Source organism: Pseudomonas sp. LB3P14 (assembly GCF_054898045.1).
On the sequence record NZ_CM142714.1, the window covers coordinates 5,193,073 to 5,205,876 of the forward strand.

A 12,804-nucleotide genomic window follows, 5' to 3' on the forward strand; every position below is an offset into this window, starting at 1 on the left:
CCTTAAAAACCGCTTTCCCTGACACCCAGCGCCGCCATGCGTCGCCAGGCGACACCCAGCAACGATTCGCCTCGCCCCTGCAACACCGCAATGCCGCGCAAGGGTTGCACCGGCGTCGGTACGTCTTCGAGGACGCTCAACCGCGCCCCATATTGAGCCTGTACCGGCTCCGCTCTTTGATGCTGATCCCGGCGCACGGCAATCGGTCCATGGTGATCGGAGGTCAACGCTTCCTGATCGACAAAGGCCGCACCGTTAGTGTCGATTTCGGTCAGTTGCACGGCGATCGCCGGGTGCATCGGATCGTCGGCGATGAAGCGTCCGCTGGCGCCCGTGGCGACGCGCCAGAGCTCGACCTCGGCCAGATAACCGCGCAACCGCGCGCCGTCCTCGACCACCCGCGCCAGGGGATCTTTGGTCGACAACCAGCGTCCAACCGCCAACTGCGGCAACAGATCGCGCACCTTGCCGGCGTGGGGCGCTCGCAGCAGCAGGCGCTCACGCTGGGCGGCCAGGCCTCGGTATTCGGCGACCGCTTCGGCCAGGCGCTGTTCGACGATACCGGCGTCGGCGGCGGTTTCACTGCGACTGGCCTGGCGGCGCATCTGCAACTGCTGGATCTGGATTTCGCGGCGGACGATGGCCTGACGCGAATCCAGATCCGGGGATTCCAGTTCAATCAACACCTCGCCCTGGGCAACCCCCTGGCCATCGTGAACATTCACCGTTTTGACCCGCGCCGCGACTGGCGCGTACAAGGCACTGGCGCGGCCGGCCTCCAGCATCGTCGGCAACTCCACGGCGCTGCGCCACGGCACAACCAGCATCAGCAACAGCCCAAGCAAGGCCAGGCCACTGAGCAGCACCCGAGGTGCATGAGCCTGTTCGCGGCGAGTCCACCATTGCCGCCACTCACTCATGATCGGCAGGAAGATGAACCACACCAGCTCCACCAGCATCAGGAAAATCCCCAACACTTTGAAGAACAGGTGGTAGACCGCCAGCGCAATCCCGAAAAACAACGCCGCGCGCCACAGCCACGAGCCATAGCCCCAAATCAGTAAACGCCGTTGCATCTTCGGCGACCATGGCTCCGGCGCCGCTGCACCGTAACCGAATAAAAACTCGCGCAACCGCCAGCGACACAGGGCAAACGCACGCCCCTGAAGGTTGTCGACTTGCCAAAAATCGCTGAGCAAAAAATAGCCATCGAAACGCATGAACGGGTTGAGGTTGATCAGCAGCGTGGTCATCCAGGTGGCGCTGGCCAGCATGAAGGCCGCGGTGCGTCCCGGACCGTCTGGCAGCAGCGACCAGGCGAGCAGTGCGAGGCAGGCCAGCAGCAATTCAGCCAGTACGCCGCCGGCACCAATCAGCAGCCGTGCGCGACGATCATTGACCCGCCAGGCGTCGCTGACATCGGTGTAAAACATCGGCAACAACACCATGAACGCCACGCCCATGCTCTGCACCCGACAACCGGCGCGCTTGGCCATGAAGGCGTGACCGAACTCGTGGCAGAGCTTGGCAAAGAACAGCGCCACGCCGAACGCCAGTGCGCCACCGAGGCTGAACAAATGCGGGAAGGTCGCGATAAAGCGCTGCCAGTCCCGAGACACCAGAAACACGCCGAGCCCCAGGGTTACCGGCAATCCATAGCGTAACGCTCGCGGGCCGAAACGCTGCAGCCATGGCCAGGCGCGATTGAGAAAAGCGTCCGGGCGCCACAGCGGAATGCGGAAAAACAGGTATTGGTGCAACAGGATCTGCCACAGCGTCTGTCGTTGAGCGGCCGCTTTGAGGCTGTAACTGGCGCGCTGTTGCGGATCGAGGGCGGTGATCAGGTCGTGGCTGCGCAAAAAGCCCAGCAATTGCTCAAGCTCCGTGCCATCCAGCGGCAAACCTGGCTCGCGGTTGGCTGCACGCAGCACGTGTTCGGGATCACCCAAGGACCAATGGCGCAGCAGGCGCATCGCCGCCGCGCCGAGTTTGAAATAGCGACCGCGCACCGGATCGGCCAGGGTCCAGCGCGGCGAGCCATCGAGTGCCGGTGATGCAGGCGTCAGCTGCAAATCTGCGCGCAGGCTCGGCAGGTTCATCTAAAGCCCCACGCTCTGGCGCAAACCGGCCAGGGGTTTACGTAACAGGTACAGCGCCAGCGGTGCACGGTCACCGAAGACTTTCGCCGTCCCTCGCAGCCCGATACGCGGTGGTGTTTGCTGGAAACTGGCGTCGAGCCGATAAGCCAACTGACCGCCGGCCGTGGGTTGTGCTTCGTAAGCTGCGCGTTCGAGTCGGGCCAAATGCCGTTGCAACGGATCACTGTCGAGGAACAGCGCGACTTGCGCGCCCGGCTCCAGAGCAATCGCATCGCCCACCGCCAGTTCGATACGCAATTCAGCCTGGGTCGGGTCGGCAATTTCCATCAACCGCTCGCCGGTCTGCACCGGTTTACCGGTCCAGCGTTCCGCGTCGGCGAATACCGCAATGCCAGCCCGCTCGGCGCGTACTTCACTGCGCTTGAGCAGTTCGCGGGCGTAATCCCGTTCAGCGCGTTTTTGCTCGACTCGTGCGGCGAGCAGATCGATTTTCGAGCTGGACTCGGCGTCGGCGAAGGAGCGTTGGGAATTGGCTTTGAGCTCTGCTTCAGCGACGCCCAAAGCCCGCTCGGCCACGTCGGCCTGGGCTTTGAGCGTGGTGCTTTCAAAGCGCAACAACAGGTCGCCGGCTTTCACCGTCTGATTGGGTTTGACCAGAAACTCGGCGATCACCCCGTCCAGCGGCGCCGCAACGACTCGACCGCCCAGTGGAACGACTTCGGCCGGTGCCAGCACCGATTGGCGCACCGGAATGAACAACCCGAGCAACACCACCGCGACCAGCGCCACCTGACGTTTTCGCGTCCAGCGCAGTCGCCACGGTTTGCGCGGTTGCAGCGCCAGCCAGGCATGGCTGTAGGTGTCCCCCAGTTGCGACAGCAACACTTGCTCGGAAGGATTCCACGGCTGATCCCGCGCCAGCCACAGACCGCCAAACACCTCACCCTGGTGATCGATCAGCGGCAGCCAGAACACCTGAGCCGCGGAAAGACTTTGCCAGTCCACCTGAATCGATTCGTTGAGAACATTCGCCGGGATCACCCGCGCCTGTTTCAGCACCTCGAGCTTGAACAACTGCGCCACTGCCTGCTCGATAAACGCCACGAACGGCGCATTCGGCTCCACCGCACTGACACCCGTCACGGCCTGCACCTTGCCGGCAATCAACAGCGCCGCGTGGCGAAAGCCAAACAGCGCCTGGCCGTCATTGACCAGGCTGTAAGCCAGTTGCGAAGGCGTGCGAGCGGCACGGGTAAGGCGTTCAAGATCAAGAAAGCGCGCGAATACCTGTTCGGCGCCCCCCGTGACCGGGGCGTTCACTTCAACTCCGCGAAACGCGCCGTGCCACTCATGCCGGCCAGCAAACCGTTAGCGCTGGGAAGCGTTGCCACCAGCAGCAAGGTCTGACTGCCTTCGTCAATCCGCGCACCCAGGCGTTTGATCGTGGCATCCAGTGGCTGACCGGTTTCATCGGGAACAAAACTGAAGGTCTGGCCGGGCTTGAGCTTGCCCATCCAGCGCGACGGCACCAGCAGATGAATTTCCAGGGTGCGGTTGTCGACCACATCCAGCAACGGCGCGCCGGCAGCCACGCTTTCATAACGCTGGACCTTGCGCTCCACCACCTGGCCGTCAAACGGCGCGAGCACGCTGCAACGCTTGACCTGCACCTGATAAACCTGGGACTGCGCCTGGGTTTCGCTGACCTTGGCCTCGGCCCGCGCCACTTCGAAACGCCCGACCGAATTCAACGCCGCCAATTGCTTGTTATGAGCCAGTTCTTCACTGGCCCCACGGCTGGCGGCCTGGGCCGCATTGAGCTGGGCCTGAAAACCCGAGCAATCGAACTTCGCCAGGGTGTCGCCCTTCTTGAACGACTCACCCTCGCTGAACGGCAATTCGACAATCCGCCCGGGTAACTCGCTGGCAAGCACCGCCTGATCCCGAGCCCGAAGCACACCTCGGGCTTCACTGCCGGCCTGCGCATTGGCCGCGCTGTTTTCCAGCAGCGGATCGTCTGGCGCAGGTGTTTGCGCTTGTACTGCGCACGTTACAAAGGTCAATCCGATAACCCACACACGAACAAGCCGCATAACCGTAACTCCCTGACGGATGAGCGGAGTCTACGACAGCGGGGGGTTGCGTCAAGCGAATAGCCATCATTGCTGAAAGGGAGTGTTCAGTGATGAGTGTTCATTCCCTTACAAACTACCAAGACGAGTCCTACACCATCCCCGGACAGCCGTGCATTGCAGGCACGAGCGGGTCACCGTAATCTCGCCGTGACCACCCTTGTACGCAGCGATTAAGTTCGGCTGGCCGTTAAAGGCGTAAAAACCGGCTTCGGCCGGTTTTTCAATTTTTGCGAACCGATTAACGCTGTGCCGTTTCTGCCACCGGATACACCGACTCCCACCCCCCACCCAATGCCTTGTACAACCCCACCATCGCCAGCGATACCCCGGTCGAACTCTCCACGAACTGCTCCTGAGTCGCCAACAACGCGCCTTGCACGGTCAGCACGTTGACGAAATCCACCACCCCTTCCACATATTGCTGTTGCGCGGTGCGCAGGGCGATCTGGTTCTGGCGGACGGCTTCGGCGAGGCTGTCGCGGCGCAGTTGGCTGGCGTTGTAGGCCGTCAGTTGATCGTCGATTTCATGCCAGGCGCGCAGCACGGTTTGCTGGTAGGCGATAGCAGCTTCTTGTTGCTGGGCTTCGCGCAGGTGCAGCACGCCGCGCAGGCGTCCGCCGTCGAACAGCGGCAAACTGAATTGCGGGCCGATACCGAAGGAGCGCGAGCCCCAGGAGCCGAAATCGCTGAGTTGCATGGCTTGCGATCCGATGTTGCCCGACAGGGTGATCCGCGGATAGAAATCACCCTTGGCCACACCGATGCTCGCGGTCGCGGCATGCAGGCGGGCTTCGGCCTGGCGGATGTCCGGGCGGCGTTCGGCCAGTTGCGAGGGCAGACCGATAGCGACCTGACGCGGGGTTTCCGGCACCGGGGCGTCGGTGGATAACTCGGCATGCAGCGCTTGCGGCGGCTCGCCCATCAGCAAGCTCAAGGCGTTGATCAGTTGCGACTGGCGCTGCTCCAGCGCTGGCAGGCGCGATTCGATGACCGCGACCTGGGCGGCGGCTTCGGCGACGTCCAGGTCGGTGGCGACACCGTCGGCCAGGCGCAGCTGCGAGAGTTTCAGGCTGTGGCGGGCGACGTCGAGGTTCTGCTCGGTGACGGCACGCGTACTTTGCACACCGCGCAACTGAATGTAGTCCTGAGCGGTTTCGGCCAGGACCGACAGCAGCACGCCACGTCGGTCGTTTTCCGCGACTTCCAGGGTGGCGTCAGCCGCTTCGGTTTCGCGGCGCACACGGCCCCAGAAATCCAGTTCCCAGGACGCGGAAAAGCCTGCGTCCCACAGGTTGAACGCCGAGTCGCCGTTGTGCCCCGACGGATCGCTCAAGCCTTCGCCGCTGTTGCGTTTACGCCCGTAACTGCCAGTGGCGGCGGTATTCGGGTAACGGTCGGCGGTGATCACCTGACGCGCGGCGCGACTTTGCTGCAAACGGCTGCTGGCGAGTTTCAGGTCGAGGTTGTCGGTCAGGGCACGCTGGCTCAGGGCTGAGAGTTTCGGGTCGTGGAACACCTCCCACCAACGCTCGTCCATGGTTTCGGCGATGGCTTGGCTGGCGGCGGACTTGGACGGTTTCGACCACTCGGCGATGGGCTGTGCCTGAGGTTTCTGAAAGTCCGGGCCGACGGTGCAGGCGCAAAGGCTCATGACAAACAAGGCGCAAAAGGTGAGGTGAGGCCACCGGCCTCTTCGCGAGCAGGCTCGCTCCCTCATTGAAATGCATTCCCCTGTGGGAGCGACGGTGCGACGATTCGACCTGCTCGCGAAGGCGTCAGCCCGGTCAACAAAGCTCTTCATCGCTGAACCACCTCAGACGCCGTCGCCGCACCGGCCGTATCAATACTCGCCTCAACCGACATCCCCACGCGCAACCGTTCGGCCAATGCCTGACCCGGATCGAGGACGATTTTCACCGGGATCCGCTGCACCACCTTGGTGAAGTTGCCGGTGGCGTTGTCCGGTTTGATCGAGGCGAACGTCACACCCGTGGCCGGTGCGATGCTCTCGACGCGACCGCTCAGGGCCTCACCGCCAAGGCTGTCGACACGCACTTGCACGCCCTGCCCCGGTTGCACGTCGGTCAGTTGGGTCTCCTGAAAATTAGCGATCACATAGGCCTGCGCAAGCGGCACTACCGCGAGGATCTTGCTCCCTGCCGTGACATAGGCGCCGACCCGAACGGCGCGCTCGCCGACCATACCGTCCTGAGGTGCAACGATGCGCGTGTAGGACAGCTCGTAGCTGGCCATTTCCAGCGCCGCTTGCGCCCGTTTCAGCCCACCTTCCGCCGCGTCACGCTGGGCGGTGAGGATTTCCACCTGCTTGCGCTCCGCCGCCAGCACCGCTGTCACGTTAGCCAACCGCGCGGCGGCCTGATCGATGCGAGTCCGCGCTTGTTGAGCGTTCTGCACGGTGCCGGCGCCCACGCCGGCGAGATGGTTGTAGCGATTCAACTCATGCTCGGCGAAGGCCATTTCAGCCTTGGCCGACACGACCGTAGCCTGGGCCTGAGCGATCACCGAAGCCTGGCGCTCAAGGGTCGCACGGGCATTTTGCAGTTGCGCCCTGGCCACCAGGGTTTCAGCGTCAGCGGCTTGAGCGGCGGCACGCAGATCGCGATCATCAATCAACGCCAGCAGCTGCCCGGCCTTGACCTGCTGGTTGTCCTCCACCAGCACTTCCTTGATGAACCCGGCCACACGCGGCACCACCAGCGTGAAGTCCGCCGAGACAAAGGCGTCATTGGTGTTTTGCTGCGTACGTTTGCCCAACAGGCCGGGTGCCAGCAGATAAACCAGTACGCCGAGCGCCACCACTGTGGCGACGCCAACGGCCACTTTTTGCTTTGATTGAGTCGTCATAAAAACCTTCTGTTTCAGCGAAGCATTCAAGTCGGCGCGCGCGGCGGATAGACCCGCGTCGGCAGCCAGAAAATCAGCAGGATCAGCGCCAATGCGACGCCGGCCATGCACAGATAAAGATCCGATGCCGTCAGCACTACCGCCTGCTCATGCAGCCGGTGGGCAAGGCCCGCGCCGTCGCTGTCGACCAGGGGTGAATTGCCGAGGTTGTCAACCAGCATCATTGAGTGGAAATGCAGCCTTGAGGTGGTCAACGCCTCCAGCACGCCGGTGGCGATCACCGCCGACAAGCCTTTTACGGTGTTGAACCAGGCCGAAGCGAACGGCCCTTCCATCGGACTGATGCTGCCGGTAGCCAGTATCAACAGTGGCAGCACCGCCATTGGCTGACCGAAGATTTGCAGCAGTTGCAGCACGTAGAAATCGTCGCGTATCCACACCGACGTCAGCTGCGACCCACCGATGCAGGACAGCATCAGCATGCTCAGGCCGATCCCCAACACCCAGCGACAATCGACCCAGCGCAGGTTGCACAGCGCCGCCACCAGCGGCAGCGCGATCAACTGCGGCAACGCCGCCAGCAGCATGATCGGCGCGGTCTGAACCGGGCGATAACCCTGCACCTGCGCCAGGTAGCTGGACGGAATGATGATCACCGCCAGCAACACCACCAGCACCCCGGCCAGGGTCAGAAGGGCGAACGACAGGTTCCGTATGCCGAGCATCTGCATCTTGAAAAACGGTATCGGCTGCGACCATTCGTTGATCAGGAACAGCACCAACAGCAGCAACCCACCCCCGAGCAATCCACAGATCAGGTTCGACCCGAACCAGTCCAGCCGATTGCCTTGCAGGATGCCAATCACCAGCATGCAGATGGCTGGAAAACCCAGCAGCAAGCCGCGCCAGTTGAATTGTTTGAAGCGCTCCAGGCGCAGCGGGTCCTGGGGCAAGCCGTAAGCCACCGCGGCCATAGCGATGAGGCACGGTGCGATGATTTGCCAGAAGGTCCATTGCCAGCCGACGTATTCCGTCCATAACCCGGCCAGCGGAGTGCCGAGCCCTGGACCGAACGTCGCGGTCAGGGCATAACCGGCCAGACCATAAAGCTTCACGTTGGCCGGTAAAAAGCGCAGCGCGACGGTCATCAGCATCGGCGGCAACGCGCCGCCGGCCAGGCCTTGCAAGGTGCGCATGACCAGCAGACTTTCGTAACTTGGCGCGAACGGGCACAACACACCCAGCAGGGTGAATGCGCTGATGGCGCAGAGGGTGAACCGCCGCAACGAAAACGTCACCGAGCACCACGGTGCGAAGGCCATGGCGGCCACCGAGGTCGCGGTGTAACTGGCAACCAGCCAGGTGCCTTCGTCGTAGCCGATGGCCAACGCGCCGCGGATGTCGGCCAAGGCAACCTTGGTCACCATTTCGTTCAGGCCCGACACCAGCACCGCCAGCAACACGCCCACCAGGCCGATGATGATCCGCGGGCCGAAGACCGGTGGCGTAACGGCGGCCGGGCTGGCTGCGGCGAGAGGTGCCGTGACCGTGAGGGAAGTCATGACTGCACGCTCCGGGGTTTGAATACCGAGGCATTTTAAGAAGCGCTAGACGTTACGAAAATTGACTTATCCGAAGCTTATAAGTGCATCAGACGCAATGATTGATCGTTCCCACGCTCTGCGTGGGAATGCAGCCCGGGACGCTCCGCGTCCCAAGAGCGGACGCAGAGCGTCCGTTGAGGCATTCCCACGCGGAGCGTGGGAACGATCCGCGAGTGATCAAACTATGGATGGCTGTGCTGCCAACCACGTTTCGTCGCAGCAACTCTTGAGGGTTTCACGCAGCCAGCGGTGCGCCGGGTCTTTGTCGAAACGTGGGTGCCAGGACTGGGTCAGCATAAGGGTCGGCAGCGGAATCGGCAGGGTGAAGGAACGCAGCTTCAGGCCCAGGCGCTGGACGCTCAGCAATGCCTCCTTAGGCACCGGCAGAATCAAATCGGAGTCAGGCAAGGCAAACATCGCCGCGTGGAAACTCGGCGCAATCACTGCCACCCGCCGCTCCAGCCCCAAAGCATTGAGCGCGGTATCGATCGGGCCACGGGCGATGCCGCGACGGGACATGCTGATATGGGAAAACCCGGCGAAACGCTCGGCCGTGATCTCTTCGTCGAACAGCGGATGGTCCTCGCGAACCAGGCCGACGAAATGAGTAGAGAACAGATTCTGAATCTTTACTTCCGGAGTCAACGGCCGGGTGTTGCTGACGCTCAGATCAATCCGCCCTTCGCGCAGCGCCTCATCATCGCCATCGCCTTCCGGCACAAAGCGCAGTTCGCAGTGCGGTGCCTGACGATCCAGAGTGTCGAACAACTTGCCGCCGTATACCCCGACGAAAAAGTCATTGGCGCGGATGTTGAACCGACGGCGCAACGAACCCAGTTCCACCGCATCGGCCGAGCGAAACAACAGCGCGGCCTGCTCAACCACGTCACGCACCTGTTCGCGCAACGCCAGCGCCTTGGGCGTCGGCACCAAACCACGACCGGCGCGCACCAGGATCGGATCGCCGATGGCCTCGCGAATCCGCGTCAGCGTCCGGCTCATGGCCGCCGGGCTGAGGTTCATGCGCCGCGCGGCGCCCACCACACTGCCCTCGTCGAGCAAGGCATCGAGGGCGACCAACAGGTTCATGTCCGGGAGTTGCATGCTGAGCACTCGTGTCTGATCTGGATTGATTTAGACGCAATGCTAACAAACATCCTTGAGGTGGGTGGTGACTGGGCCGGGCTCTTCGCGAGCAGGCTCGCTCCCACAGGGGTGCTTTGTCGAATACAAAATCTGCATTCAGTGAAGATCCACTGTGGGAGCGAGCCTGCTCGCGAAGGGGCCAGATCAGACACCGCAAAACTTACCGCTGCATCCCCCAACGCTTCACCGTGACCCGTTCCAGCGTGTCGAACACCAGATTTTCCACCAACAACCCGATCAGGATCACGACCGCCAACCCGGCAAACACCTTGTCGGTGTACAGCTCGTTACGGTTTTGGAAGATGTACCAACCCAAACCACCCTTGCCGCTGGTGGCGCCGAACACCAGTTCGGCGGCGATCAGCGTGCGCCAGGCAAAGGCCCAGCCGATTTTCAGTCCGGCGAGAATCGATGGCAGCGCTGCCGGAATCAGAATGAACAGCACGAATCGCATGCCCTTGAGGCCGTAATTGCGCCCGGCCATGCGCAGGGTTTCCGAGACACCGAGAAACCCGGCATAGGTGTTCAACGCCAATGCCCAGAGCACCGAATGCACCAACACGAAAATCAGGCTGTTCTGCCCCAGGCCGAACCACAGCAGCGCCAATGGCAACAGCGCAATCGCCGGCAGCGGGTTGAACATCGAGGTCAACGTACTCAGCAGATCGCGACCGAACTGCGTCGACACCGCCAGGGTGGTCAGGGCAAACGCCAGGACAATGCCGATCAAGTAGCCCTTGAGCAACACCACCAGGGAAATCCACACTTTGCCCAGCAACTCGCCACTGAGCAGACCGTCATACAGCGCGCTGCCGGTTTGCAGAAAACTCGGCAGCAGCAGGTCGTTGTTCTGAACACGGGCAACCACTTCCCACAGGACCGCGAGCAAAATCAGGATCAGGCTTTTGCGCACCCAGCCCTGTTGCCAGAGGCGCTGACCGAGCGGTAATTCACGCTCCAGCGGCACACTCGTCAGCGGCTGCAATACCGTTTCAAACTCTTCACGCGGGGATGATAAAAGGCTCATCGGGCACTCCTCTCAATGGCTCAATAAGCGATGCGGATGTCAGAGAAATCCAGCTCACGCTCGGTTTCCGGGGACTGACCTTCATCGAACAACAACCGATGAATGCGTCGCGCCGATTCCTGGAACGCCGCGCCACCGAGGCTGTGCAAATCGTATTGATGGCTGTGGACTTCCGCCCGCACCCGCCCCGGATGCGGCGACAGCAACAGAATCCGGTTGCCCACCACCAACGCTTCTTCAATGGAGTGAGTGACGAACAGCAGCGTGAAACGCACTTCTTCCCAGAGCAGCAGCAATTCTTCCTGCATCTTGCGGCGAGTCAGCGCGTCGAGGGCGGCGAAGGGTTCGTCCATCAAGAGGATTTTCGGCTGCATGGCCAGTGCACGAGCGATCGCCACACGCGCTTTCATACCGCCGGACAAGGTATGCGGGTAGGCATCGGCGAACGCCGCCAGACCGACCTTATCCAGATAGTGCAGCGCTCGCTCCTCGGCCTCTTTGCGCTTGAGCGTCCTGGACGCCAGCAGCGGAAACATCACGTTCTGTTTGACGGTTTTCCACGGCGGCAGTTGATCGAACTCCTGAAACACCACGATCCGGTCCGGCCCCGGGGCATTAACGGTTTGCCCCTGAAGACGAATCTCGCCTTCACACGGCTGGATGAACCCGGCGACAGCCTTGAGCAACGTTGATTTGCCACAACCGGACGGACCGAGCAGCACAAAGCGGTCCGCCGGATCGATCTCGAAACTGACCTGATGGGTCGCCCGAACCACCCGCTGAGGCGTGCGGTATTCTAGGCTGACGTTGTCGACCGACAGCAGCGCTTGGGCTGCCGCGATCGGTTTGCTGACCGTGTGGCCTTGCAAAGGGGCGTTCATCTCGGTTAGCTCCCTTGCAGCGGTTTGGCGTCCTGGAAGAAGTAGTCCTTCCACGAATCCGGTTTGTTTTTGATCGCGCCGACGCGGTAGAGGAACTCGGCCAGCGGGTAAGTATTTTTCGGCGTGACGCTGAATTCGAACTGCGGGTCATCGATGATTTTCAGCAACGCGGCACGGTCGATTTTGGCCTTGGTGACGCGGATGTAAGTGTCAGCCGCCGCACCCTTATCGTTCTGAGCAAACTCGGCGGCTTCCGTCAGCGCCTCGACAAACGCCTTATAGGTTTTCGGGTTCTCGTCGCGGAATTTCTCGGTGGCGAACAGCACCGTCGGCGAGTTCGGGCCGAGCACGTCATTGGAATTCAGCACAACGTGGACGTTAGGGTTGGCCAGCTCTTGATCCTGGTACGGCGGGTTGGAAAAGTGCCCGGTCAACTCGGTGCCGCCAGCAATCAACGCCGCTGTGGCGTCGGGGTGCGGAACGGCGATGGTGTACTTGTCGAGGCGATTGAATTCCTTGTCGCCCCACTGCTTGGCGGCCGCGTATTGCAGGATGCGCGACTGCACCGACACCCCCACCGCCGGCACCGCGATGCGGTCCTTCTCGGTGAAGTCAGCGATGGTTTTGACCTTGGGATTGTTGCTCACCAGGTAGTAAGGGAAGTTGCCGAGGGAAGCCACGGCTTTGACGTTCTGCTTACCGTGAGTGCGGTCCCAGATGGTCAGCAGTGGACCGACGCCGGCACCGGCAATGTCGATGGAACCGGAGAGCAGCGCATCGTTGACTGCCGCACCTCCGGAGAGCTGGGTCCAGTCGACCTTGATGTCGATGCCTTCCTGCTTGCCGTACTTCTCGATCAGGTTCTGATCGCGCACGACGTTGAGCAGCAGGTAGACGATACCGAACTGCTCGGCGATGCGAATTTCACCTTCGGCGTGGGCCACGGTCGGCGCCACCAGGCTCCCGGCGATCAGGCTGAAACCCAGGCCAATGGCAGCGGCCAGCGGTGCAAATGGAAGACGTTTGGACATGGGAGTTTCTCCGGCA

Annotated in this window: 10 protein-coding genes; all 10 read right to left on the reverse strand. The window is 62.0% G+C overall.

The window, feature by feature from the left end; translation table 11 throughout:
- Window positions 1-2: 2 nt before the first annotated feature.
- Window positions 3-2,099, reverse strand: coding sequence for a site-2 protease family protein (locus ACYZT5_RS23765; RefSeq protein ID WP_462047656.1), 2,097 nt, complete (start codon window positions 2,097-2,099; stop codon window positions 3-5).
- On the reverse strand, window positions 2,100-3,419 hold the full coding sequence (locus ACYZT5_RS23770) for an efflux RND transporter periplasmic adaptor subunit (RefSeq protein WP_462047657.1): 1,320 nt from the start codon (window positions 3,417-3,419) through the stop codon (window positions 2,100-2,102).
- Window positions 3,416-4,192 carry an efflux RND transporter periplasmic adaptor subunit gene (locus ACYZT5_RS23775; protein ID WP_462047658.1) on the reverse strand — a complete coding sequence of 259 codons (777 nt, stop codon included), beginning with the start codon at window positions 4,190-4,192 and terminating at the stop codon, window positions 3,416-3,418. Before ACYZT5_RS23775 ends, ACYZT5_RS23770 begins: the two co-directional genes overlap by 4 nt.
- Before the next feature lie 280 nt (window positions 4,193-4,472).
- A complete protein-coding gene (locus ACYZT5_RS23780; RefSeq protein WP_462047659.1) occupies window positions 4,473-6,035 on the reverse strand; it encodes an efflux transporter outer membrane subunit in 1,563 nt (520 codons plus the stop codon).
- On the reverse strand, window positions 6,032-7,099 hold the full coding sequence (locus ACYZT5_RS23785; RefSeq protein WP_462047660.1) for an HlyD family secretion protein: 1,068 nt from the start codon (window positions 7,097-7,099) through the stop codon (window positions 6,032-6,034). The genes ACYZT5_RS23780 and ACYZT5_RS23785 overlap by 4 nt, the downstream gene beginning before the upstream one ends.
- A gap of 26 nt (window positions 7,100-7,125) precedes the next feature.
- Window positions 7,126-8,661 (reverse strand): MFS transporter, encoded by a 1,536-nt coding sequence (locus ACYZT5_RS23790; RefSeq protein ID WP_462047661.1) that lies wholly within the window; start codon window positions 8,659-8,661, stop codon window positions 7,126-7,128.
- Window positions 8,662-8,880: 219 nt separating this feature from the next.
- Entirely contained in the window at window positions 8,881-9,807 is a 927-nt protein-coding gene (locus tag ACYZT5_RS23795; RefSeq protein WP_462047662.1) for a LysR family transcriptional regulator, read from the reverse strand.
- Between the two features lie 202 nt (window positions 9,808-10,009).
- Window positions 10,010-10,876, reverse strand: a complete 867-nt coding sequence (locus tag ACYZT5_RS23800; protein ID WP_462039696.1) for an ABC transporter permease — start codon at window positions 10,874-10,876, stop codon at window positions 10,010-10,012.
- A gap of 20 nt (window positions 10,877-10,896) precedes the next feature.
- Window positions 10,897-11,757, reverse strand: a complete 861-nt coding sequence (locus ACYZT5_RS23805; protein WP_462047663.1) for an ABC transporter ATP-binding protein — start codon at window positions 11,755-11,757, stop codon at window positions 10,897-10,899.
- Between the two features lie 5 nt (window positions 11,758-11,762).
- A complete protein-coding gene (locus tag ACYZT5_RS23810; protein ID WP_462047664.1) occupies window positions 11,763-12,788 on the reverse strand; it encodes an ABC transporter substrate-binding protein in 1,026 nt (341 codons plus the stop codon).
- Window positions 12,789-12,804 lie beyond the last annotated feature (16 nt).